Annotated in this window: 22 protein-coding genes and 1 tRNA gene; 18 read left to right on the top strand and 5 right to left on the bottom strand. The window is 59.5% G+C overall.

Going from position 1 to position 24,203, the window contains the following annotated elements:
• Position 1 precedes the first annotated feature (1 nt).
• The 5 genes from AC0L3X_RS12490 to AC0L3X_RS12470 all read left to right on the top strand — a co-directional run bounded on the left by AC0L3X_RS12490 (position 2) and on the right by AC0L3X_RS12470 (position 3,491).
• Positions 2 to 892 (top strand): sigma-70 family RNA polymerase sigma factor, encoded by an 891-nt coding sequence (locus AC0L3X_RS12490; protein ID WP_063985329.1) that lies wholly within the window; start codon positions 2 to 4, stop codon positions 890 to 892.
• Positions 893 to 1,212: 320 nt separating this feature from the next.
• Positions 1,213 to 1,722 (top strand): DUF2867 domain-containing protein, encoded by a 510-nt coding sequence (locus AC0L3X_RS12485; protein ID WP_063985328.1) that lies wholly within the window; start codon positions 1,213 to 1,215, stop codon positions 1,720 to 1,722.
• A 250-nt stretch (positions 1,723 to 1,972) separates the two neighbouring features.
• The gene (locus tag AC0L3X_RS12480) at positions 1,973 to 2,239 is read left to right on the top strand and encodes a DUF3551 domain-containing protein (RefSeq protein ID WP_063985327.1); all 267 of its coding nucleotides are present in this window, start codon (positions 1,973 to 1,975) and stop codon (positions 2,237 to 2,239) included.
• A 242-nt stretch (positions 2,240 to 2,481) separates the two neighbouring features.
• Positions 2,482 to 2,754 carry a hypothetical protein gene (locus AC0L3X_RS12475; protein ID WP_063986662.1) on the top strand — a complete coding sequence of 91 codons (273 nt, stop codon included), beginning with the start codon at positions 2,482 to 2,484 and terminating at the stop codon, positions 2,752 to 2,754.
• A 170-nt stretch (positions 2,755 to 2,924) separates the two neighbouring features.
• Entirely contained in the window at positions 2,925 to 3,491 is a 567-nt protein-coding gene (locus AC0L3X_RS12470) for a DUF1697 domain-containing protein (protein WP_354132297.1), read from the top strand.
• Positions 3,492 to 3,557: 66 nt separating this feature from the next.
• Here the strand turns inward: AC0L3X_RS12470 and AC0L3X_RS12465 are convergent, their stop codons facing one another.
• The gene (locus AC0L3X_RS12465) at positions 3,558 to 3,686 is read right to left on the bottom strand and encodes a hypothetical protein (RefSeq protein WP_256376431.1); all 129 of its coding nucleotides are present in this window, start codon (positions 3,684 to 3,686) and stop codon (positions 3,558 to 3,560) included.
• Positions 3,687 to 3,781: 95 nt separating this feature from the next.
• Entirely contained in the window at positions 3,782 to 4,243 is a 462-nt protein-coding gene (locus AC0L3X_RS12460; protein WP_063985325.1) for a universal stress protein, read from the bottom strand.
• 339 nt (positions 4,244 to 4,582) lie between these two features.
• On the opposite strand from AC0L3X_RS12460, the gene AC0L3X_RS12455 reads away from it, so the two are divergent.
• Complete coding sequence (locus tag AC0L3X_RS12455) at positions 4,583 to 4,846, top strand: hypothetical protein (protein ID WP_063985324.1); 264 nt, start codon at positions 4,583 to 4,585, stop codon at positions 4,844 to 4,846.
• Between the two features lie 160 nt (positions 4,847 to 5,006).
• Here AC0L3X_RS12455 and AC0L3X_RS12450 read toward each other — a convergent pair whose 3' ends face one another.
• Positions 5,007 to 8,111, bottom strand: a complete 3,105-nt coding sequence (locus AC0L3X_RS12450) for an ATP-binding protein (protein WP_063985323.1) — start codon at positions 8,109 to 8,111, stop codon at positions 5,007 to 5,009.
• Between the two features lie 464 nt (positions 8,112 to 8,575).
• Here AC0L3X_RS12450 and AC0L3X_RS12445 point away from each other — a divergent pair, with 464 nt between their 5' ends.
• The 7 genes from AC0L3X_RS12445 (at position 8,576) to AC0L3X_RS12415 (ending at position 15,235) form a co-directional block, all read left to right on the top strand.
• The gene (locus AC0L3X_RS12445; RefSeq protein WP_187387810.1) at positions 8,576 to 8,764 is read left to right on the top strand and encodes a hypothetical protein; all 189 of its coding nucleotides are present in this window, start codon (positions 8,576 to 8,578) and stop codon (positions 8,762 to 8,764) included.
• Positions 8,765 to 8,811: 47 nt separating this feature from the next.
• The gene (locus AC0L3X_RS12440; RefSeq protein WP_063985321.1) at positions 8,812 to 9,540 is read left to right on the top strand and encodes a sulfite exporter TauE/SafE family protein; all 729 of its coding nucleotides are present in this window, start codon (positions 8,812 to 8,814) and stop codon (positions 9,538 to 9,540) included.
• A 391-nt stretch (positions 9,541 to 9,931) separates the two neighbouring features.
• Positions 9,932 to 11,047 carry a DUF2336 domain-containing protein gene (locus AC0L3X_RS12435; RefSeq protein ID WP_063985320.1) on the top strand — a complete coding sequence of 372 codons (1,116 nt, stop codon included), beginning with the start codon at positions 9,932 to 9,934 and terminating at the stop codon, positions 11,045 to 11,047.
• Between the two features lie 569 nt (positions 11,048 to 11,616).
• Positions 11,617 to 12,459, top strand: coding sequence for an enoyl-CoA hydratase-related protein (locus AC0L3X_RS12430; RefSeq protein WP_231144269.1), 843 nt, complete (start codon positions 11,617 to 11,619; stop codon positions 12,457 to 12,459).
• Positions 12,460 to 13,041: 582 nt separating this feature from the next.
• Positions 13,042 to 13,452: a type 1 periplasmic-binding domain-containing protein gene (locus AC0L3X_RS12425; protein ID WP_231144270.1), complete on the top strand. Its 411-nt coding sequence runs from the start codon at positions 13,042 to 13,044 to the stop codon at positions 13,450 to 13,452.
• Positions 13,449 to 14,054, top strand: coding sequence for an ABC transporter substrate-binding protein (locus tag AC0L3X_RS12420; protein WP_231144271.1), 606 nt, complete (start codon positions 13,449 to 13,451; stop codon positions 14,052 to 14,054). Before AC0L3X_RS12425 ends, AC0L3X_RS12420 begins: the two co-directional genes overlap by 4 nt.
• A gap of 233 nt (positions 14,055 to 14,287) precedes the next feature.
• Positions 14,288 to 15,235, top strand: coding sequence for an ABC transporter substrate-binding protein (locus AC0L3X_RS12415; RefSeq protein ID WP_063985317.1), 948 nt, complete (start codon positions 14,288 to 14,290; stop codon positions 15,233 to 15,235).
• Positions 15,236 to 15,389: 154 nt separating this feature from the next.
• On the opposite strand, the gene AC0L3X_RS12410 is transcribed toward AC0L3X_RS12415, so the two are convergent.
• Positions 15,390 to 17,159, bottom strand: a complete 1,770-nt coding sequence (locus tag AC0L3X_RS12410; RefSeq protein ID WP_231144272.1) for an amidohydrolase — start codon at positions 17,157 to 17,159, stop codon at positions 15,390 to 15,392.
• Between the two features lie 483 nt (positions 17,160 to 17,642).
• On the opposite strand from AC0L3X_RS12410, the gene AC0L3X_RS12405 reads away from it, so the two are divergent.
• The 3 genes from AC0L3X_RS12405 to AC0L3X_RS12395 all read left to right on the top strand — a co-directional run bounded on the left by AC0L3X_RS12405 (position 17,643) and on the right by AC0L3X_RS12395 (position 18,942).
• Positions 17,643 to 17,727 (top strand) — tRNA-Glu (locus tag AC0L3X_RS12405).
• Positions 17,728 to 17,939: 212 nt separating this feature from the next.
• Positions 17,940 to 18,410, top strand: a complete 471-nt coding sequence (locus AC0L3X_RS12400) for a hypothetical protein (protein WP_167768314.1) — start codon at positions 17,940 to 17,942, stop codon at positions 18,408 to 18,410.
• A gap of 160 nt (positions 18,411 to 18,570) precedes the next feature.
• Positions 18,571 to 18,942, top strand: a complete 372-nt coding sequence (locus AC0L3X_RS12395; RefSeq protein ID WP_084795292.1) for an ABC transporter substrate binding protein — start codon at positions 18,571 to 18,573, stop codon at positions 18,940 to 18,942.
• 790 nt (positions 18,943 to 19,732) lie between these two features.
• On the opposite strand, the gene AC0L3X_RS12390 is transcribed toward AC0L3X_RS12395, so the two are convergent.
• The gene (locus AC0L3X_RS12390) at positions 19,733 to 21,010 is read right to left on the bottom strand and encodes a complex I NDUFA9 subunit family protein (RefSeq protein ID WP_231144273.1); all 1,278 of its coding nucleotides are present in this window, start codon (positions 21,008 to 21,010) and stop codon (positions 19,733 to 19,735) included.
• An 805-nt stretch (positions 21,011 to 21,815) separates the two neighbouring features.
• Here AC0L3X_RS12390 and AC0L3X_RS12385 point away from each other — a divergent pair.
• On the top strand, positions 21,816 to 23,009 hold the full coding sequence (locus AC0L3X_RS12385) for an aspartate kinase (RefSeq protein ID WP_473316425.1): 1,194 nt from the start codon (positions 21,816 to 21,818) through the stop codon (positions 23,007 to 23,009).
• A gap of 162 nt (positions 23,010 to 23,171) precedes the next feature.
• Positions 23,172 to 24,008, top strand: coding sequence for a glycosyltransferase family 2 protein (locus AC0L3X_RS12380; RefSeq protein ID WP_063986658.1), 837 nt, complete (start codon positions 23,172 to 23,174; stop codon positions 24,006 to 24,008).
• The last annotated feature ends 195 nt before the right edge of the window (positions 24,009 to 24,203 follow it).

Here is a 24,203-nt window from a genome sequence, read left to right as displayed (position 1 = left end):
AATGGCGCCGGAGCCACTGGCCACCATCGATATCGAGGCGCTGCTGGCGCGGTTGCGGCCGAAGCTGCATCGCTACTGCGCGCGCATGGTCGGCTCGGTCATCGACGGTGAGGACGTGCTGCAGGATGCGCTGATCAAGGCAATGGGAGCGCTGCAATCGGTCACGCCCGTCGTCAATACGGAGGGCTGGCTGTTCCGCATCGCGCACAACACCGCGCTGGATTTCCTGCGTCGCCGCAACCGGCAGGAGGCGCTGCATTCGGCTGAGGAGGTGGAGATGATTGCCGACCAGCTCGATGATGTGGAAAGCCGCCAGATCGCTGCGACCAGCTTGCGCACCTTCATGCGGCTGCCGGTGGCGCAGCGGTCCAGCGTGATCCTGATGGACGTGCTCGGCTGCTCGCTTGCCGAGGTCTGCGACATCATGGATTTCAGCCTGCCGGCGGTGAAGGCCGCGCTGCATCGTGGGCGCACGCAGCTGCGCGAGTTTGCCGGGGAGCCTGACGATGTGCCGCAGCCGGGCCTGTCGGAGGCCGACCGCACGCGGCTCAACGCCTATGTCGGCCATTTCAATGCCCGCGACTTCGACGCGATCCGCGCCATGATCGCCGATGACGTCAGGCTCGAGCTCGTCAACCGCACCAGGCTGAACGGCAAGGCCGAGGTGTCGCGCTATTTCGGCAATTATTCGAAGATCAGCGACTGGCACCTGGTGACGGGGCAGGTCGACGGACGTCCCGCGATCCTGGTGTTCGATCCGAACGAGCCGAGCGGGCGGGCGAAATATTTCATGCTGTTGAACTGGTCCGCCGACAAGCTCGCCACCATCAGGGATTTTCGTCACGCAGCCTACGTTATCGATGGTGCGGAGTGCGTGGTGGATGGAGGGTGAGTGTACGTAGCGACCCCTCCGCCGCACCTGAACGAAACAAGGTTGAGCGCCATTCACCCTCCCGGCTATTGCCGGTGGACTTTAATGCACAAGCCTTCGAGCCCATGAAAGCGGCCGGAGGCATCGAGTGCACTGTCACTGTAATTCGCTTGGCACCTATTCGCGTGGCCGGCAGCGTGGTCTGAGCTTCAGTTTCAATGACCGCTGAGCGGGAAGGGGGCACCGACCTGCCTAGTGGCCTCGCCGCTTGTTGGAGAGCCCCACGGGTGCTATTTGTCTCCACCACCTCTTCGCTTCCATTCAGTCCGGGCGGAACATCTATGGCGCGCGTTGCTCGAGTGGATTTACCGCAACGTTCGGTGCTCAAGCCGCTCTACGCCAAGGCGGGCTTCGCTGACGCATTCGCCATCGATCTGCCGAGCCATGCGACGGGCGACGCCGAGCGCCTCGCCACCCATATGCTTATGGGTCAGGCGCGGTGGGTTGGCTGGCTGGTGGCTCTAAGGGACACCTTGGTTGCGGGGTTTGGTCTTAAGACATCGTCTGACTTGCGCGATGACGTTGCGACCGACAGGATCGATTTCTTTCGGGTCTACGATCGGCGTCGTCATGAGATTATTCTTGGCGAGGACGATCGCCATCTCGACTTCCGTTTGTCCGTTTTGGTTGAAGAGTCCGCTTTGTGCCGCCGACTTGTCGCCACAACGGTCGTGACCTTCAATCATTTGGGAGGGCGGGCCTATATCGCGGGAATCGCGCCCTTCCATCGCCTGATCGTAAAGTCGTCTTTGCGTCGAGCCGAGCGATCGGGCTGGCCAGCTGAACTGTAAGGTCGCGCGCCGACGGCTGGACCAAATTCGGTACGTGCTGGGTCGGCGACAAGCCCGCCACCATCAGGGATTTTCGTCACGCACCCTACGTTATCGATGGTGCGGAGTGCGTGGTGGAGCGGAGCACGGGCGTGCCGCCCCTGTGGCACATAACAGCGATTTAATCTCTCCACCTGCAAAGTATTCGAGATCTGAAACGTTAGCTCACGAGAGTTCTCGCATCCAGCGAGCGCTACACAGGAGTTCCCTCATGCATCGTCATCTCGCTATCGCCGTCCTTGCGGCGGTTTCCACCCTGACCGTCGCGGCATCCTCTACCGCCGCGTCCGCAACCGAGGTGCAGGACACTTATTGCCTGCAGGGCCGCCAATCGGGCTACCCCGGCAATTGCGAGTTTTCCACCTATGAGCAGTGCCGCGCCACCGCGAGCGGCACCAACGAGAGCTGCGGTATCAACCCGATGCGGGCCTACGCGCCGCAGCAGCAACGGCACGTGCTGCATCGCAGCCGGGATTGAGCGGCAAGCGATGAAGGGCGCCGGCGACGGCGCCCCTGTTCGATGTGGCTGCTCCACCGAACAAGCAGCAATGCGTCGGGACGCACGGCCGGCCCGTCGATGGCATACAATCCAGCGCTGTCGTCGTCATCTCCCGAATCGCGAAAGACCTGATGCGGTCCTCGATGGCAGACATCGGGACGGCGCAATCGCGGCGACCGGAATATTCGAGTATCTTCACGATCGGAGAGGCAAGCGCGATCATGTCCAGGTTCCTGCAATGGTTCTTTCGGAATCGCGAAACCGGTGACATCACGATCGCCCAGGTCCCCAACCTCGTTCTCTGGGTCGTCATTGTGGCCGGTGTCCTGCGCTGGGTCTGGCAGCCGCCGGGCACTGCCGCTATTGCCCTGGACATCGTGTTCAAAGGCGGCCTCATCGTTTGGGCCCTCGACGAGATTTTCCGCGGGGTGAACCCATGGCGGCGCTGTCTTGGCGGAGCCGTGCTGGCTTATGAGCTCACGACCTTTCTGTGATGGATCGCCCAGAATACTGCACGAAGCTTGATGTTGCCGGCCGGAATACCAGTGGCTTCATGGTGCGGGCTATTACAGTGACAGTGCTTGACTGCACCCCGTAAGATATTTGACCTTGTGAAAGATAAAGCTGGTCAGGATAGCCGACCGAGAACGAGAGCCATCCAACGATGACGACCTACGTGGCCCTGCTTTACAGTGTGGTTCTCCCGCTCGGCCGGCGATTGGCGATGGCCGAGCTGCGTGCCATGGCGCAAGGCCTCGGCCTCCACGACCCTAGAACCATCGGCGCGACGGGAAATCTGACGTTTGACAGCGACAAGGCGTCGATTTCCGAGTTGGAAGAAAATCTCGAAGCGGCCTTCAACGTGCGGTTCGGCAAGCATGTCGCAATCATCGTTCGCAACGCTGACGCGTGGCGACGCCTGCTACGCGCAAACCCGATTCGTGCCGAAGCGACCGCTGATCCGCAAAGGGTCGCTGTTCGCGTGATGCGCAGTCCAATCCCGAAAGGCAGCGAAAACGCCCTGGCACGCTATATCAGCGATGAACGAATTGCCGTCGCCGGTGGCGATCTCTGGATCCATTTTACGGGAGATCCAGCGCGATCGCGTTTGCTTTCGGCGTTAGGCGCGGGGCGCCTGAAGGGCGTCGGCACGTTGCGCAACACGAATACGCTAAGGCGAATCGGTGACGCCGTGACTTCGGCCCGATCCAGCCGGGCTGATCAAAAATAAAATCGATTGCTGGGAAGTGCACTGTCATCGCAATCCCCCGGGAATAGAGCGGTCATCAACTCAACATCACCGCACCCCCGTGCCCTTGCAGCGCTGGCACTTCACCACCTTCTCGCCCTTCTTGAGCAAGCCTTTGCCCTCGCAATTTTTGCATTTCTGCTTCTTTTTGATGTTCGGGCCTTTTTCACTGACCATAAAATTCTCCTGCCGCGTGAGAGCGGTCGATTGGCGCCTTGTTTTGGTTGGGCTCGCCCAGCAGAACAGCCGAGTGGCGTGGGGTAAGCCCTGCACTATGCCGGTTTCGGCACGACCAGCACCGGCACGCTTCCGTACACCAGGACCTCGGATGTCTGGCTGCCCAGAAACAGCTTCCTGAGGCCGCGACGCCCGTGAGAGGCCATGACGATCAAGTCGCAGCCTCTCGACTCTGCTGTTGCAATGATCGCTGTCGCCGGGTGCGCATTCGGAACGTGCAGGAGTTCCGCAGGCGTGCCGATCTGCTCCGACATGGCGCGCGCTTCATCGAGCACTTTGCCTGCACGGGCTTTGCAGGCTGCGTCATAGCTGTCAACCTCCTCCTGCGTCGGAATCCATCCCGAGGCGTGTCCGCTCCCATAGTCGACCGGCAGCGCTTCCGTCACCGTGATGATCGTCAGCCTGGCGTTCAACGCCTTCGCCAGGGCAATGCCATGCTCAACGCCTTTTCGCGCAACGTCCGATCCGTCCGTGCTCAAGAGAATGTTGGCGTACATTCGATCAATCCTCTGCTCTTCGAACAAAGTGATGCCTGGATAATATGATCTTATACGCGCCGTGGGTCCATGTGCGTTTTCGGTCTCGCCGTTACAGCCTCGAAAAGCTCGCCGCGCGCCGCGTGGACACGTCCGGTTCTCGGCTGACTAAACTTTTATTCACGTTCGATGCAGGCAACCGAATCCGGCGTAGAGCTCTGTCTCGTGTCCGAGAAGATTGTACGCGCCTCGGAAACTACTTTGTGACTTGGGAATAAGCGCGCGACAACGCACGTCTAAGGGTGGTGGACCGGATCTCTTGCCTCGCGGGAGATCCCCCAAACGAAAGGAACCACCACGATGACACCATTCAAAAATCCCATTGCGTCAGTCCTGTCCAAGGCCCTGTTGACCGGACTGGTCGTCACCGCAATCTTCAGCACGCCGCTCCAGGCGCGTGAGCACCGCACCGGCGATCGGCGCACCGAGCAGGGCGTGGGGGCGAGCTCTCGCTTCGAGGGCGAGCGATCGATCGCTACGCCGGCCTACCACGCATTTGCGCCAGTACCCTCGGATCAACCGGGTGGAGTTTGCGACCACGGGGATAACCCGATGATATGCTGAGCATCCGACCTTGCCGGCGTTCGCAAGGATTGGCGCGCGGTGCGAAGCTCAAAGTAGCTTGGCCATTTTCATCGCAACTTGCCGCACAGTTTAACGCCATTTCGGCCGACTGAGCGGCAGATTGCAGACCTGGCCGCCATGCGTGTCGAGGCGGATCGGGTCAATGGCGTGCACTGTCGGGCCGCGAAGGCAGAGAGGTCATTGCTTCCAGTTGCGCTGTTCGCGTCGCCAACATGGCGAGCAAGCTCTTGTGCAGCCGATCCGCGGGTTCGAAATTTTGCGCGAGCCTTCGGACGGTCTCGACAAATCGCATGCGATACGTCGCCGCCCTGTCGACGTCGCCGTACTTCGCGAAGATCTCGGCGGCCGTGCGGTACACCCGCCAGGAAGCAATCGGGAAGTCGGCACTGTCGACGATCTCCAGCGCGCGAGACAGCTGTAACTGGGCCTCCGCTGAATTGCCCATGGCAAGCGCAGTACGGGCGAGCAGTCCGTGGGCCTGGGCCAGGTGATTGAGATCCGGAGCCGTGGCCACATAGTCGTGGAGCTGGCGCGCACAGCTCTGGGCCTGCGTAAAGTCGTCAACCTGCAAGTAATATTCGCCGAGACAATGATACACCTGCGTCGCGGCGGTAAATTCGATGTCGATGCCTTCTTCATGCCTGCGGCGCTCGATGTCATCAAATTGCCTGCGAGCTCCCGACGGGTCGTTCAGCCCGACATAGGCCTTGGCAAGGACGGCCCGCTTGTGGAAGTACGTCGACTGATCTCCGACCAGCAGACTATCGTCGACGCTTTCGCAGAGCTCACGGGCTCCATCAAAGTCCATCGCTTCGACGTGCAACCACGCAAGCGTCAGCCGGCACAATGCGCTGCTGGGGCCGTTCGCGTTCCTGACGGCCAGTTCGAGGCCGGCCGTGATTTCAAGTCGCAATTCGCGCCACTCGCCCAGATGAATAAGCGCGATCGACTCAAGAACGTTGAACAGAACAAAAGTGTAGACGTCGCCGGCCAGACGGGCCAACCGCTTGCCTTCCGTGCCGGCGCGGCGGCACTCCTGGTACCGCGACCTCCAGCAATCGACGATACCCGATATTCCATTGCGCCTGATCAGGATGCCATAATTCGTGGCATTCGCGCTCAGCTCGATCGCCCTGTCGCAGAGCGTGGCGTCCTGTTTGCGCCAGCCGTTGAGGAACAGGTTGACGCTCGCGCTGCTGCCCTGGACCAGAGCCTTGAATGTGTCGTCCGCCAGCGCCTGGCTTCGCGACAGCACATCTTCAGCGGCCTCAAGGCAGGCGTGGCGATCCACGCGCAAGCAGAGGCTGCTCACCGCCGTGAGGCCGTTGAGCTGTTGCTTGATCTCGCCCGCTTGTTCGGCGCAGGCAATCATGTCTCGCAGATCGCGGATGGAGCCGGCGAGGTCGCCGCACGAACGAAGAGCCCAGCTTCGCTCCCGCAAAAGAGCGACGCGGGTTGAGAATTTGTCGGCAGCATCGAAACGATCGAGTATGCCAAGCGCGCGGGTGAGATAGCTTGCGGCCTCCGCATGGCCGAGGCGTTTCGTCGAGTTCTTTGCCGCTTCCCGGAGGTAACGCAACGCGCTCGGAAAGTCGCGACCCTGCTCAAAGTGAAGTGCGAGCGCGGGCGCTATTTCAGGGGTGCGGCCGGCATAGGCCTCCTCCAGCCTCTTGCCCAGGCGCTTGTGCGTTTGTGCGCGGCGCCCGGGCGGCAGATTCTGGTAAATGATGTTCTGATAGAGAATGTGACGGAAAGCGTAGCAGCCCGAGTATGTGCCGTCGGGCCACTCGGCAACCCCCGAACGAACGAGGATCTGATCCTTCCGGATCGACGCTTCGATGTCCCTTTCAACGTCGATCGCATCGCCGCTCAGGCCGGCCGCAACGAGGGCCGCAGAAAATTCTTCGCCGGCAACGCTGGCGACGTCGAGCAGACGCCGCTCGTTGTCGGTGAGGCGATCGAGCTCGTGGCCGATCATGTTCACGAGGCTGTCTGGAATGCGATCTTGCGCAAATGCCGCTTGTGAGGACAAGCGCCATCCGTCGTCCATTTCGATGATCGACTCCTGGTCGATCAAGTGTTTGAGCAGCGTGGCAACAAACAGGGGATGTCCCAGCGTTCGCTCGAATACCGGCTTTGACAGGCCGGAGGCAAGCTGCTCGTCGCCGAAGCGCAATGCCAGGTAACGCTCGACCTCCGGACGCGACAACCGATCGAGGCGCAATTCGCTGCAATATCCGTGAATCTCGAGATCGCGGTGCAGGCGAGGGATGGGATGCCCGCCGACGGAACTGTCGGCCGGACGATAGGAGCAGAGGACCAGCACGCGTGCTTTGCCGTTCCCGCGCGCGAAGCGAGACAGTACGTCGAGTGTCGCGAAGTCGCTCCAGTGCAGATCTTCGAGAACAAGAACCCAGGGGCGGTCGATGCTCAGCGCTTCCAGAAGATCGCAGAATTCGCGCAGCATCCGCTCGCGCGTCGCGCCGAACACTTCGTCCTGGAAAGCCGCGCGTTCCGATGCGTCGATGACGCCTGGCAATTGCAGGATCCAGGTGGGGGCGTGGGCGCGAACGGCCGAAATCAATTCCGGACCGTTTGCGCGATAACGGCTCACCAGCGCATCGATGAGTGGAAGAAAGACTTCGTCTGTTCCGAACCGTTCGGTGCAGCGCCCATAGAGCTGATCGAAGCCCTGTTCCGTCAGCTGCTCGAGCGCCTTGGCGATGAAGGCCGTCTTGCCGATCCCGGCTTCTCCGGTGACAAAAGCCATCTGCCGTTTGCCAGACAGGACGTGCCGCGTCATCTGGTCGATCGTCTCGAAGGACGGGGTCCGGCCGACCACCAGAGCGGAGATTTCGGTTTTCAGAGGTACGACCGCGTTCTCGACCTCCCTGGCCGCTTCCCGAACCGTGCCGATAAAGCGGACGCCTTTGCGCGGCAAAGTCTTGATCAGCCGCTGCGCCTCGCCGGAATCGCCTATTCCGGTACGGGCCGCGTTGATGCGGGTGGTGAGCGCTGACTCCGAGACGATGCGCCCGCCCCAAATTGCACCGATCAGATCGTCCTTGGTCACCACCCGGGTGCGGTAGCGGATCAGATATTCGAGGATGTCAAAAACCTGGGGCTGCAACGGGATCGTACGTCCGTCACGGCGCAATTCCCGCCGGTCGGTGTCGAGGACAAACTCGTCAAATAGGTACAGCAAAACAATGCCTTCGGAGGTGTGCGCAAGGCGGATATTCAACCGGTACGCGGGCCCGAAAGCAAGCACACCCTTCAGAATCAAGGAAACGATAAGAACAAATTAAGCTCGCCTTAAAGCGTGGCCCCGCGTCCCGCTCGATACTTCCAGCCGTATCCGGTCACTCACACAAGGTGTTCGTGTCATGCGCTTGGAAGATAAGGCACGGCGTCTCACCCGCGTGTTCTATGGGTTGTTGCTTCACAAGATGTTTCAGTCGCTCGTGGCATCCTCCGTACCATTGTTTAACGGCAGAGCTTCACCCAGAGGCGATGCGTCAATTTCAGCGAGTTCGTTTGTCGCCTCCACGGGGTCTTCCCGAAAGGAAGGCTGGTTTGGGCGCCTCCTTCAAGCGCTCCACCATTCGCGACGGCTGCAGGCAGAGCGCACCCTTCGACAGAATCGTCACCTGACCGACAATGGGTGGCCCCAGTTTGCCTCTCGGTCAGATGTTGGAGGGCGAGACAATGCCGGTCAGTGAAAAGTCCCCCGAACGCAAGCTTCGGATTTCGGCGCCGGGCGAGAATACGCTGCTCGCAACGATCGCCATCTGCGTTATCATTTTTCACATCCTTGCAGCCACGACGTTGACGTCGACCCGCCAGAGCGATGCCGGGGCACCGCCCGAGCCGCCCGGACTGTCGTCCGGGGACTGATCGCCAGCTCGCTATTCCAGGATTTGACAGACAAGAAGGGTTAGCTCATGGGCGACGTGGCGTCGTTTTGCCTGCTCAGCATCGCCGTGTTTTGCGGCGCTTTCGTCTCGGGCCTCGCGGGCTTTGCCTTTTCGGCGGTGGCCGGCGCGATTCTCCTTCACGTTCTCCCACCACGGGAGGCGGTCCCGCTGATGATGGCCTGCAGCATCACCGTGCAAGCCGCGGGTCTTTGGGCCTTGAGAAAAAGCATTCGCTGGAAGCAGAGCTCGGGACTGGTCGTCGGCGGATTGCTCGGCGTTCCGATCGCCGTGTGGTTGCTGCAAGCTGCAGACGCCCGGATCTTCAGGGAGAGCTTTGGTCTCGCCGTCGCCTGCTACGCGGCCTACACGTTATTCCGGCCGGTGCTCTCTCATCGCTTGCAGATGAATGCGGGACGTAATGCATTGATCGGCTTCGGTGGAGGCTTTGTCGGCGGGTTGACGGCAATGCCGGGTGCAATACCGACCATATGGTGTGACATCCACGGCGTGCCAAAAACCGAACAGCGCGGAATGGTTCAACCCTTCATCGCCGCCATGCAGATATTCGCACTTGTTCTCATGCTGATCCGAGGAGATCTGTCGACAAAGGTCCTGGTTGACTTCGCCGTCGGCATCCCGGCGCTCGTTGCAGGAACGGCGCTCGGGATTTTTGTCTTTCGCTGCGTCGATGACGCGCTGTTCCGGCGAATTATCCTCAGCATCTTGCTGGTTTCGGGACTGTTGCTGGTATTGTAGTTACGCCGGTCGCGCCTCCAGTTACAATGGCAGCCATTCGAGTACGGCGCGCAGTAGCGCTGTCGCCGTAATCCCTTAAGCGTGAGCCGAACCATTCGGTGGGCCGTGCTGCTGCCCCGGTCGAGGGTCATCCTTCGCTTGCCAGAGGCTGCTGCTGGTCAAAACGCGCGACCTCGCGGGTGCAGCTCCGTTGGGCGGGTTGTCGACGGCGTCCGCCTCCTCCAAGTCAGGCAATACCTAAAATTCGATCGATCTGATTAGGCCGACCTTATGCCCGTTCGGAGGCGGCGGGAATGATTTTACCGCGTGTTCAGGTCTGGGTGGTGTCATCGCCCATTGCTTTGAAATCCCGCTTTTGTCGTTCGATCATTTTCAAACTGCGAGCGCATCAATGGCTGCTATCACGTCATTCCTGGCCGAGTTGGACGAAGCAGTTGCGAGAGGAAATCCCGAGAGTTGTCTGCGGGCGCTCTGGCATGCGGCGGACATCCTGATCGCCGGCACGTATTCCGAGGAGCAGATCTGGACGTTCGGTGAGGTCATCGGTCGTCTCGCGCAGGAGATTGAAACGAGCGCGCGGGCGAAGCTCGCAGGAAAGCTCGCATGCAGCTCAAACGCGCCCTATGCGTTGACCCGGCAGATGGCAAGCGACGACTGCATCGATGTCGCATGGCCGGTTCTCAGTCAGTCGGAGCGCCTTGACACCGAGACATTGATTGCGTGTGCCAAGAACAAGAGCCAGCAACATTTGCTTGCAATCTCCAAGCGACAAACGGTCCCCGAAGCGGTCACCGATGTCCTGGTGGTGCGGGGATCTCCCGAGGTCGTAACCTCGGTCGCTTCAAATGCCGGGGCGAACCTCTCCAAATCCGGATTTCTGCACCTGGTGCGGCGGTCGGAAGGGGATTCGATCCTCGCTGAATCGGTAGGACTTCGAAAGGATATTCCTCGACATCTCTTCCACCAGTTGATCGCCAAAGCCTCCGAAGAGGTGCGGCAAAAGCTGAAGAGGGAACGTCCGGATATCGAACATCAGGTCCATCGCGTCGTCGTCGATGTCACCGGGGCCATTCACGCCAGGTTTGGCCCGGCGTCGAAGGATTACTTCACGGCGAAACGCACGGTGGCCAAACTGCACGAGAGAGGCGAATTGACGGAAGACAAGGTCTTCGAACTTGCTCACTCTCTCAAGTTCAACGAGACCACCGTTGCCCTGTCGTTGCTCTGTGGGCTTCCAATAGACGTCGCGGAACGGGCATTGATCGAGAAGGATCGTGAGCCGGTGTTGATCCTGGCCAAGTCTCTCGATTTCTCATGGCCCACCACGATGGCGCTGCTGTTCCTGGGCGCGGCCAACTACCGGATAACCGTTGGCGAGCTGGATCAATTGAAGATCGATTTCCACCGGTTGAATGTCAAAGCGTGCCGGGAGGTCGTCACCATCTACCGAACGCGAAAGGAAGAGGTTTTCGGCGGCTCCTTTCAACAGCCTCGACGCATGATCTAGGACCGCAATCCCGACCTCAGACATCCGTGGATGTGGGGGCGGCTCACGCAATGGTGAGCGTGCCGATGTGCCGTTCGCGCAGCTGTGATTTTCCACTGCGTGTCTTTTCCCAAGCGCATACCTAGCTAATCCTTGTCAAAAAAATTCGCAGGAAACGCTTTCAACAGAGCAGCCGATTCTAGCCAGCGCGAACGCTCCGCACGAAAACAACAACCGTTCGGAGTACGATTATGATTGGATTCAGGACTTCCATTATTGCAGCGATGATGTCGATTGGCGCGATAAGCTCTGCAAGTGCCCAGTGCCCGACGTGGGCGACTCAAAATCCAGCTTCGTTTCAGGCGCAATATCCCAATAGGGATATATTGAACGACTGCGAGTTAACGCCAGCAGGCAGAATGGGCCTCGAACTCCCTGGCGGCGCGGCTCCCTGGTATGGGGCCAACAGGACTTATGGGGCAATGCCTGGCGTTGCTCAACACCACAGCTTTCAGCACCGATCGCGGTGAGTAGTGGCCGTTCTTTTCGGGACGGTTGCGTTGCAGGCCCAGAAATCGGGAGACAAGTCGATGACATCACGAACCGACGAGGCCGCGCAGTCCAGGCTTATGGCGGACATCCCGTACGATCAGCAGACGAAGATCACCATCGAGCGCAGAGGCCAAATTGTACTGATTGGCATCAATCGACCCTACATCGACAACCGGCTGGATCCGGATGCGACAGAAAGCTTGGCGAGAGCATACTACGAGTACGATCGGGATCCCTCGCTCCGTGCGGCGGTTCTGTTCGGCTATGGCGACCGCTTCTCCAGAGGTGTCGATGTCGATGCCTACAAGGCATTCGCTCAGTCTGGAAAAAAGATGATGGATGGGCCCGGCTTCATCGACCCTCTAGGGCGGACCAGGCCAGCGCTCACGAAGCCTCTGGTTGTCGCGGTGCATGGCGACACCTGGAATATGGCGCACGAGCTTTTCCTTGTAGCGGACATACGCGTAGCGTCGGAAGACACGGAGTTCGGTCAGGATGAGAACACGCACGGCCGTTTTCCCGGAGGCGGTGCAACGGTTCGTTTCCCCAGAGAAGCCGGATGGGGAAATGCCATGCGGTTCATTCTAACAGGCGATCATTGGGGTGCGAAGGAAGCCCTCCGGATGGGAACGGTTCAGGAAGTGGCCCCAAATCGAAATGCGGCTCTCGCGAAGGCTGTCGAGATCGCCAACAAGATCGCCGCATGCGGCCCTCTCGGCATTAAGACGTCCCTGGCCTCCTCCCATATGGCGCTCGAAGACTCTCAGACGGCGCTCGCTAAGCTCGGCGTCCAATATAGTGCGCTGCTCACGACCAGGGATTTCCAGGAAGGCCGTGATGCCGAGGCACAAAAGCGTCCACCCGTTTACGAGGGACGGTGACAACAAGCTCGCGAACGGTCGTGTTGCGTTCGCGTATCGCCAGCGTATTTCGTTCTACCAAGTCTCGCCGAAGGGCAGGCGCTCTTCGACTGTTTGGCGACGTGCCACGCCTCATTGGGATGGCGGCGGGCTGGATAAAGAAATCGTTGGGTGCATCGGGACGGCGAGCGCGCGTCCATTGGAGGTCAATCACCGCGTCGATCAGGACATAGGCGACGTGGACCCCTTTTGGCCCCAGATTCCCTGCGATCGACTCGGCACGATTACGGTGACAGTTTCATGAGCCATCGAACCCGCGAAAGCGGCCGGAGTCATTGAGTGCACTGTCACCGTAATCTCAGAATTGGTTGTTTCGCTGGTTGACGAAAGGGCGAAGCGGAAAGGGCGGGGCCAAGCGTCGCACGGTCCACTTCAGAGGGCTAAGCGGAATAGCGCCATAGAGCCGCCGAGGGCAGCCTTTGACCCATCTCGACCATCCCCCGGCGAATGCCGGTTGGGCAACGGGCTCGCTAAATTGCCGCACAGACCGCTGCAAGGTGCTAACCTCACCAGCCAATAGCGTGGCCCGTACAGGGGGGACGCATGCGACGGCGGGAGTTCATCGAATATCTCGGCGTTTTTGGCGCTGCAGCAGGATCGACATTGTTTGGTCAAGGCTCAAGAGCGCAGCCCGCGCGAAAACGTCCGCTCATCGCATGGGCAGGAGCTGCACCTCCGGAGGTGACGTTGCCCCAATTCATGGTGGACTTGGCGTTCGGCAATTTCGTTAAGGGGCTCTCGGAGTTCGGCTACGAGCAACGCCGTAACATCGATATCATTCGGCGAACGGACATCTTCCGGGACCGGGTACCATCGATTGAGGAGATGGTGGCTCTGCTCAAACCCGATATCATCGCTGTGCCAGCAACACTGGAAGCCGTCGCTGCCCGAAAGGCAACATCGACAATACCGATTGTCTGTCCCCGCTTGCCGATGCGGTCCATCTCGGCTTGATTGCCAGCGAAGCTCGCCCAGGAGGAAATGTAACGGGCATTGAGGCCTACATCGCGGGTTTGCCGACCAAGCAAATTGAACTCGCGCGAGAAATCGTGCCGAAGGCAAGGCGCGTCGGACTGCTCATCAACATGAACGATCCCAAGGGTCCGCCTCAAGTCGGGGATTTGAGGGCAGCTTGTGGGGCTTTGAGCCTCAGCGTGGTCGAAGCCGATGCCAGTACGGCGCAGGACATTCCGAATGCGCTCGCTGCGCTGGCGAACGAAGGGGTCGATGTCACCGTTGTCCTTCAGACGAACCTGCTGCTCAACATGAGCGAGCAGATCGGTGCTATCGCCCTTGAAAAGCTGCTGCCGACCGTCTTCGGATATCGCGAGCACGTTGTCCACGGCGGCCTTGTGAGCTATGGCGTTGACTTGCGCTGGTGCTATCGTCGCGCCGGCTATTTCGTGGACAAGATCCTTAGGGGGGCACACCCGGGCGATCTTCCCATCGAATTTCCAAGCAAGCTTTGGTTGGCAGTCAACCTCAAAACGGCAAAGGCTCTCGACGTGGCTGTACCGCCAGGGCTCCTCGCCCGCACCGACGAAGTGATCGAGTGAGGACGGCTTACTTCTACTGATGGCCCCAATGCGAAGTGCAAGCGAACGGCGAAGTGGTCCGCTTATCGGGGCGGACCGGAAGTGACCGGCCGACTTCCCAAGCGCCGTTTTTGACCCGTTGCGGACATTGCGTCGCACGGTTAGGGCGGGCTGCCAGCCCTTTTCTCGCTCGGCTCCCGGTTGAAAAATGCTAGGCTGTATGCCTCAGTCGGGCGCTTCAAACGAGTAACTCAATGAGGCGGCGCGAGTTCATCACGCTCGTCGGCGTTGCCGCGGTTATGGGCCCGAGCCCGGCGCGGGCGGAGCAGACGAGAAAGCTACCCATCATCGGATTCTTGGGCCCGGCCTGGTCGGCCCAGGATTTCGAGGATCGGTTGCGCGAACTCGGTTGGATCGCGGGGCGGACCGTTGCGATCGAGTATCGCTCTGCGGAGGGACATACCGAACGCTCCAAGGAAATTGCGACGGAGTTTGTCCGGCTCAAGGTGAATGTCATCGTCACGGTGGGGGGATCTCCGACTCTCGCGGTAAAACGCGCGACATCGCTCATCCCAATTGTCTCCATTTCTGGCGACCCTGTTGGCAGCGACCTCGTCGCAAGTTTGGCCCGACCGGACGGCAATGCGACCGGCCTGGCGCTCAACCCCATCAGTCTTGCCGGCAAGCGCCTCGAGCTGTTGCGCGAGGTTGTCCCAGGTTTCCGCCGCTTGTCCGTTATGGTCAATGCCAATAGCCCCGGTTTCAAAAACAGGATGGATGAGGTGCAAGCGGCGGCCTCCGCCCTCGGCCTCGAGGCGACGATATTGGAAATCCGGCGCGCAGAGGACGTTGCATCGGCTTTCGAGGCCCTCAGGGACCGTGCGGACGCACTCTATGCCGTCGGCGTCCCACTCACCTTCGCCATTGCGACCCGAGCGCTGACCGCGCGAATTCCAACGATGTTTGAATACCGAGAGTTCGTCGAGGCGGGCGGGCTGATGTCCTACGGCGTGGACGCAACCCACCTATGGCGGCTTGCCGCGACCTTTGTCGACAGGATTTTGCGCGGGGCGAAGCCCGCCGACTTGCCAGTCCAACAGCCGACCAAGTTCGACCTCGTCATCAATCTGAAGACCGCCAGGGCACTCGGTCTGAAAGTACCGGAGTCATTCCTGTTACGCGCCGACGAGGTGGTTGAATGAGCGCGGCTGCCGGGCAGCCAGCAAGGGACCGCGGCCCAGGAACTGGCTGGAACGTATGTCGGCCCGAGCTGCATGGTTTGAGACGAGAGCAAATATCGCTGCATTGGACAATAGGCCGAGATTTCGCGAGAGCGGCACGGCGGGCCTCCAGCTCTTATTTTGCGTTTGCGAATACATCCGCTGCGTAGATGAGCTTGCCACCCACGACCGTCAGCAGAGACGCCGTGGCGCCAATTTGCTCGACGGGGACGGACATGAAATCCCGGTCGAGAATCGCGAAGTCGGCGAGCTTGCCGTTTTCGAGCGTGCCGCGCCGCGTCTCGTCGAAGCTGAACCAGGCGCTTCCCACGGTGTAGAGGCGCAAGGCCTCTTCGCGGCTGGGTGTTTCGTCCGGGCCGCGCGTCGAGTGTCCACCGACGGTCTTGCCGTCGAGCATCCATTGCAGCGCCACGAACGGATTGTAGGATGCGACCCGATGCGCATCCGTGCCGGCCCCGACATGGACGCCCGTGCGCAATGCCGTGACGATGGGCGGCATCTGGCGCGCGGCTTCGCCGGCCTGCGCCACGATACGGTCGCCTCCGAGGTACATCGCGTCCTGCATGGTCCAGCCCACACCAAGGGCCTTCATCCGCGCCAGCGTTTCGGGCGAGGTGTTGTCGAGATGGGCGATGGACCAGCGCAGCGGCGCGATCGGCGTCTCCTTGTTGACCTCTTCATAGAGGTCGAGGAGCTGATGGACGGATTTGTCTTCCTGCCAATGGATGGTGACCGTCAGCCCTTGTTTTGCCGCCCAGCGAATGATCTCGAGGAACTTTTCCTTGGTGGCCGCGTCGGGCGCGTTGTTGTTGTACATGGCGCCGGTGATCCGCTCGCCGATTCCGTTGAATCGCAGCATGTCGTCGCCGAATCCCATCGGCAGGAACGGCGTGAGAGTCTTGTACTCCTCGAACTCAGCGCCGACATTCTGGGCGAACAGGCTGAAGGCGACCCGCACCGAAAGTGATTTTTCACGCCAGAGCTTCTGCAAGGCGGCGTAGTGGCTGGGATAAATGCTGAAGCCGCCGGGATCCACGATCCCGGTAATTCCGAGACGATTGAGCTCCGTGAAGAACTGCCGGGTTCCGGCGACATTCTCTTCGAAATTGGGCCTCGGCAGGCGATCGAACAGCGCGGAGATACTGACGATGGAGCCGTTGAACCAGCCCGTGGTTTCGCCCGATGTGGCACGCTCGGCCGTGATCCCGGCCGGCAACTGATCCGCGGAGATCCCGAGGGCTTGCTGCGCCTTCGGCGTCATCAGCAGCGCCGAATAGAACAGCTGGATGTAGGCCGGATTGTCGGGCACGGCCGACATCACCTCGGCGAGCGTCGGCCGCCGCTTCTCCGCAAATTGCAAGTCGCTCCAGCCACCGGCCACGATGATCCAGGACGCCGGGCGCGCTTTGGCCGCCTGGCGCAAGCGTTCCATGGCTTCGCCAATGGTCTTTGCGCCGATCCAGTTGACCTCGGTGGCGTAGGTGAGGCCGGCGCGCACGGCGTGAATATGGGAATCGATCAATCCCGGAATGATCGTGCGTCCGCCGGCGTCGACGCGGCGCGTCGCGGGCCCGATCAGGCCTTCCATGGCATCGTTGCCGCCAACTGCAACGATCTTGCCGTCGCGGACGGCGAGCGCCTGCGCGATCGTCGATGCAGGATCCAGCGTCACGATCTTTGCGTTCGTGACAATGAGGTCGGCCGTTTGTGCGTAAGCCGAAGTGGCCCAGCACGAGATCACCAAAATCGCCAGAAGCTTGCGCATGTTCAGTCCCGGAATGAGAGAGGCAGGAATGAGAGAGGCAGGAACGGCGCCACACATCCGCCGCTGGATGCGCTCGCGGGCATCGCGTGTCGCAACGGGGAGTGTCGCGATCTTGATCATGTCTGGCTCCAACAAAATCAGCCGGTCCACCGGAAAATTCGGTCAAGGCCCAAATCATTGATTTCGCAGCCCGCCTTCGCCCGTCGGGCTTCGGCGCGGCAGCCTTCGCCGCTTCGCTTGCCATTTGCGGCACCGGTTTGCCTAGCCGAAGCTCGCGAAGCGTGTCGGGACCAATCAAAAGCGAGTCGCTTAACCCATTGATTTATCGTGGCCTGCCAAAAATTCGCGAGTCGAGAAACCCAAGAATCATGAGTCGATTTTCACCAAAAGCCAAAACTCGTGAGTCGATAGGGGAAGCGCGCTCGATATTGAGTTCTGAGTTCGCGTTGCCCGCTAAATGTCGTAGGTCGAAGTCTCGTCAAAGGCAGCCTAGCGGGTCGCGACTCGTGAACTAGGCCGCGAATTCTGACAAAAGCTCGAGCCAACCACCTAGTCCTTGATGGATGGAACTCCGCCTGAACCAGGGGCTCGGCTCTTGATCCTAGCCACAACTCCGGCGGCGAACTCACTCTTGCTGCTCAGCCCTCTCAAGGCTGAAACAGGGGATCGATTCCCCTAGGGAGCGCCAGCAAGTGTTTTTCAGTCACTTACATCAACAAATAGCGGCGCTAGCGGCATTCGATAGCGGCAATTCGCGGGGCCGCCACGCTCGCCGGGCGAGTGCTTCGTGAAGTTGAATTTGGTTGGATATGGAAATCGACGAAAACCTGATCCGCCGCGACCTGACGTCGGCGCAACGGGCGAAGCTGATCTCCAAGCGAAAGGCGGCTTGACGGCCTTATGGACAGTTTCGCTAAGGACACGGCGGCAAAATCTGGCAAGTCCGAGCGATCGATTGAGCGCGACGTAACCCGCGCCAAAGCGCTAGGCTCCGACCTTGATCGCGTGGCCGGGACGTCGCTGGAGAAGGAGCGCTTAACTGGACGCGCGGGCGTGCTGCAGACCACAGTAGCGCTTGTTCCAGATTTAACCTTCCGCGACGACATCAAGCTTAATCCGCGTCTTCGATTGCACCCGAGCTGCGGAGCGCTAACCTCTCTGCACCGGACATTGCCCCGTCCGGGTTCACCATGGCGAGGTCGTCGCGCCAAGATACTCGGCGCGGCGGCTTCGTTTATCTACCGCAACGGTATGAGCTTCATTTGGCGAATAAGCCCGACGATGACCGGTTCGATCTCGTTGAGATGCGACGACAGATCACGAACTTACGCTCGCAACACTCTGACAATCTTCTCGTCACATCGCGATTGAACCGCTTCTTCGTGAAGATTGCATTTTTATCTGAGCCGAAGGATGCAGCACACGCGCAGCACCTGCGGTCCGAATTCGCGCGGACGCTGCAAGGTATTGAAACGATCGTCACCCGGAGGCCATCTGCGAAGCGATCTGGTATCGTTAAGCGGCCCAAGTAATGCTAACGCGGGTGCGCTCTTGCGCTCGCCGGGTCCGGGGCCGATGGTCGATGGAGTCGCGAAGTCGTCCTCGTTTCGCGTATCGAAGCCGCATCGCCGCGTTGGCGTTGATGCACCGCATTCCGAGCTTCGCAACATCGCCGGATTTCGTCGGGGAAGGTGGTCTACTCGCTTACGGTGCGTCGAGACGGCGTCTTTTTATTCGATCAGCTTACCACGTCAAAGGAATCCTTGAGGGTGCACGAGCCAGCGACTTGCCCGTCGAACAGCCGACACGGGTCGAGTTATGGATCAACGTTAGAACTGCAAAAGCGCTCAAGCTCGTAGTTCCGACGACACTACTCGCACAAGCTGACCAAATAATTGAGTAGACGCAAAGACGTCTATTGGCACGAGCCCGACCAGTCGCGTTGGTCTGGCAAATTCCGTTCACGCGAGTAGACCGGAAGTCACCGGCTCAAAGGTGGACCGGTGCGTACGACCCGGACCTTGGCACGGGACCTCTGTCCTGGGCTTTTCATTAGGACCACGGCGGCTCTTCGCTCGCCCCGATTGCCTCGTGGTGGATTGTGAAGCCCGCCGAACGTCAGCAACACAGTTCTTACAGAGGCAGGATCGAAACCAATATCCTTGGCGTTTGGTGGATGTGCCTCGCTGCCCTTCAATCGGAGCGTCAAGTGCAACTGCTCGCAAAGGTGCCGAACCACGAGATTGACCTGATCGTCAGTCATGATCTGCTTTTCCCGCTACCATCTTGCGGCCCAACTGGTAGCACATCTGATAGCCCTACACGCAACGACCCCGCCTCGCGAGTCGCGTGGTAGGGCCGCCTGCCGTCCGGACTTGGGCTGGATGAGTCGAGCCGGCCAACTCAATTTATTCCCGGTCAAAGTGAAGAGGTGACTGCGCAAAAGGAGCACTCCGTTGGGTATCCTAATGTGACAGATCGATTGTCCTAATTCGGACAGCTCCAGGCGGCTGGCCGCACGCTAAGGGTTCACTCGGGAGGGTCATTCCCCTTCGGCTCTTGTAAAAACTTTGGCGGATGAACTGACCCCTGAGCTGCGACCATCGATCTATCGGGCCTAGTGCGCGACCTCGGAGGTAAGCCGCTTCCCGACATCAGTAGTCACATCGTGACACGGTAACGAAGTCTCAACCCTACCTGGCTCGACCCTCATTTGTGTTTTGAGTTTCCTCGTTTGTATGCTTGAGCATCGCTTTGAGTTCTTCTTCGAGCGATCGCGGCGAAATTCCGAGTGAACCGAATCCCGGCCGGCTGCCCGAGACCATCGTGTCGATCTGCATAAGCTCAACCTGATTGCGCGTGAGCGGCGGGTGCGGCAGGATCTCAGCGAGGCCGGCGGCGGCATTCCAGAAAGCAAAGGGTACTCGCACCAGCATTGGCCGCAATCCGGCGGTGCGCGCAATGGTCCGCAACAGGTCGCCGTATGAGTAAACGCGCGGGCCGGCCAGTTCGTAGATTGGAAACGGTCTTTGTGTTTGCCGCAGGACCTGTGCGATCGCCGCGGCGACGTCGTCCACGTACACCGGCTGAAGCCTCGTCCTGCCGTCGCCGAATAGCGGATAAGCCGGCAGGGTCCGAAGCAGCCCAAGAATTGTCGTGAGAAAGGCGTCGTCCGGCGCGAACATTACCGCCGGGCGGATAACGACTGCGCCAGGGAATGCCGCTTGCACAGCCACCTCGCCCTCGCCGCGATTGCGAATATAGGGCGACGGCGATGTGGGGTCAGCGCCTATGCCTGATAGGTGCACAAACCGTTTGACCCCGGCCCGCCGTGCCACTCCAGCGATCCTGGCGGCAGCTTCGACGTGCACCGAATGAAATGTGTCGCCTCCATGCTCGGTGTAAAGGCTGATCGCGTTGACGACGCCGTCGGCACCCATAACGGCGGCCTCTACAGAGCGCTCGTCATGGGCATCAGCGATGACCTGTTCCGCGTTGTCGCCCTCGGCCCGCGCAGGATGCCGTGAGGCTATACGCACCGTAACGGTGGAGACGCTCAAATGGCGTACAACGCGACAACCAACGAAGCCGGTCCCCCCAAACACGGTCACGCGGTTCATTCCCCGGTCCATCCCACGATCCTGCGCAACGTTCTGTATTGACCCGCCGAGCGCCGCGCGCACTGCCTCAGTGGCCTCCGCCGGCGAACTGCCTTTGTTGAGATGATGTGAGATCACATCAATCAAAATGTGCGCTGCAGGGCCGACCGTTTGCCACTCTTTCCTAGCTTGATCGATTAGCGGCTGCGCCTCATTATAGAGCGTTTCCGCCTGTTCGATGATCGGATGTGCCTTACTGAGAAGATCGATCAGCGCCTTGGTCGCGGGCAATGACCGCTCAATTTGTTCAAGCTGCGCGTCGCTGAGACCGGAAACGTGACCAATGACTTCAATGAGCAAGTGTTTCAGCATAGCGCAACCTTGCTGGTAGCGACGCACTAACTCAGGGCAACCAAGCGAAAGTAGGCACGGGCTCGGGGGGCGTCAGTTGTTGTCTCAGCCGACAAGGGCCCGGCCGCCAAGCTCTCGGAGCTTGGAACAATCGCGCGCAATGGTGGATGATATTTGATCCACATCGTTTATGTCCAGCATCTGGACCCAAATTTTCGTTAGCTGCCTTGGGCAAGGCCTTTGGGGAGTGCAAGGCTGACAAGTCTTGGAACGTCCTAGAAAACACGACGTCGGGCCACTCTGTTAGGACACATCCGGCGGGGCCGCCTTGCCGAAAGAGGCGCGGTATTGAGAACTGTCCTGATGGACGGTGATGGGCCTCAGTGCCCAAGTCGAACGGCTTGAAGCGGTGGAGACGGGTCGGCGGCACCGCTGGTCCGAGGACGTGCGTGTGGCCATTTCCCGGCGAAACCGGTACGACACTTTCATTCAGGGATTATTTTTCGGGTCGGCAGAACCTTTAGCGTTACCCAGCCGATCTTGTCGTGACCGCCAATCTTCCGCCAAGAAAAACGATTCTTGTATCGAATACTTGGAGAGCTGTGAAAGGCGATGAGCGGAGAGGTACGTGGGCAACCGCGTGCACTGGCCTATTCTCTGAACCTCAGAGACGCGCTGGCGCGCGGAAAAAAACGTCGCGAAACCCGATAGGGGGTGGTCAAATCTCTGCGCGGAGCGCAGCAATCTTGGAGCTAGATGCATGAGATTATCCGGCGGAGCGAAGCGAACATCAAGCCACCGCTCATACAGCTGCCGTCGCACGTAAATGCGCAACAATCCGACCATCGTGCAAAAATACGGCGGCGTCTGTCTAGAAACCCCGGAAAAAATTCGCGCGGTTGCGAGGAGCCTCGCCGATTTGCACAGCCGTGGTCATCGCGTCGTGGCGATCGTTTCAGCGATGGGTAAGACGACCGACGAATTAATTAAGGCGGCTTATCAAGTAAGCCCGCATCCCAACCGCCGCGAACTGGATATGTTGCTAACGACCGGTGAGCGCATCAGCATGTCGTTGATGAGCATGGCCCTGTCTGATCTCGGTGCGCCAGCCATTAGTTTTACCGGGAGTCAGGCCGGTGTAATGACAGACGAATCTCATTCTTCCGCGCGAATTTTAGATGTGCGGCCTGCGCGCGTGCTCGAAGAACTCGGTCGCGGACGCATCGTGGTTTTAGCGGGCTTTCAAGGCGTGAATCCGCGAACCAAAGAGATCACCACACTAGGCAGGGGCGGCAGCGACACCACTGCAGTCGCCATGGCTGCGGCGCTAAAGGCCGAGCGCTGTGAAATTATCAAAGAGGTCGGCGGAATTTGCTCGGCCGATCCGCGCGTCGTGGCGAACGCAAAGCCATTGCGCCGGCTGGATTTTGCATCCTTATCCGAAATGTGTTTTTGGGGCGCCAAGGTTTTGCATTTTCGCAGCGTGGAGCTGGCACAAAGCCAAAATATCCCTTTGTTCTTACGAAAATGGGGCAATTCCGAACACAGCACGCGAGTGATGAAAGAGGTTATCGGAATGGAAAGCGGAAAAGTCTTGGCCGTCAACTCGATGGCTCGTATTGAGCATGTGGAGATCGCTTCGACGAATCTCAGTCACGGTTTTGAGAAATTTGCGCAGCATCTCAAGCAAAACGGCCTATCTTGGCCGCAAGTCCTCGTCTCGGCTTTCACGGCCGGAAAAACGCGCATCATGATGACTTGCGAGTCGGAAACGCTCGACACTCTGCTGCGCACGCTGGAAAGGAGCAAGGACTTGCGCAAAGGGCGTGAGACTTTGAGTTCGGTGAGCCTCACTTGCTTCGGCGGCGTTTCTTCAGACTTGCCATTTCAGGCGATGCAAATTCTGCAATCCCGTGGGATTGTCGTTGAAAAGTACGTTCTATCACCACATTCGATAAATTTGTTCGTTCCTGTGGCGACCCGCGAGGCCGCGGTCACGGCCTTGCATTCGCTGATCTAACAACCTCTTCGAGAAGATATCACGAAATCGCGTATGGGGAGGGATGGTCAAGAGGGACGGCTCGCCGGCTCGATGCGGCGACAACGAGAGTTCTTAATCTTGCTGATACGCGCCCGTCCGCCATCGTTGGTGTCAATTTTTTATAGTCGGGAGGCGTCGATCATGCCGGGCACCATTGGTTGGCTACTTCGCGAGGGCGAACGAATCATTGCTTGCAACACAGGTCTATTGGGTGACAAGCACCTTCTAATCGGCGCTACCCGCGTTCGTAACGAAGCGCTTATTCTCAGAGACACACTGGATTACGTGGGCAAGCAGGTCGATGCGATTGTCGCTTATGATGACGCGAGCACGGATCGTACGCTGGAGATTCTATGCGAACATCCGAAAGTCGCTCTGATTGTGACAAATCGGTCGTGGGAAGCTGACATCGAGGCGCGCCGGATTGCTGAGGGTCGGCATCGCGGCCTCTTGTTGCAGACGGCGCGCGAGCATTTGCAGTTCGACTGGATGTTTTGCTTCGATGCGGATGAGCGCGTTACCGGGGATTTACGCGGATTCATAGAAGGAACGCATTCTAGAGAATGCGACGGCGTGCGGGTTCAACTGTTCGACGCCTATATGACTCCTGGGGATCATGCACCCTATCAGGCCGATTGCGAACTGTTGGACTTTCGTCGTTTCTTCGGTCCGGAACGGCGAGACATTCTGATGTTGTGGCGAAACCGGTTGGAGGTCACCTTCGCAGAGCACCATGCGCGCGAGCCGGGTGGCGTTGAACGCGTGGCGACTGGCCTCTATTGCCAACACTACGGCAAATCGTTGTCGGTCGACCATTGGGAAGAGACCTGCGACTACTACATGCGACACTTTCCGTTCGATACCTACGGACGAAAATGGCGCGAGCGCAAAGGTCGAGCAATCCACACCCAATCGGACTTCATGCGGCCGTTGTACGAGTGGGGTGACAGGCTCTTTGCGAATGCGATCAAGATGTGATTGTCCGAAAACTGAGCCGCCCCCGTGCCAATGCGGCCGCTTCGAAGTCGGCTTCGTTGATCTGGACGCGTTTTGGTCTGCGTTCGGTCGTGTTCGTTGTGTTCCGGTGAGATCGTTTCTGGTGCGAAACTGGTGCGATAGATGGTCTGAGATTTTCGTGCCTGACGTGCTGTTTCGCAACGCCTCCCGAAGATT

Source organism: Bradyrhizobium sp. MI1.7, assembly GCF_055811795.1.
This window is presented reverse-complemented; position numbering and strand designations above follow the sequence as displayed.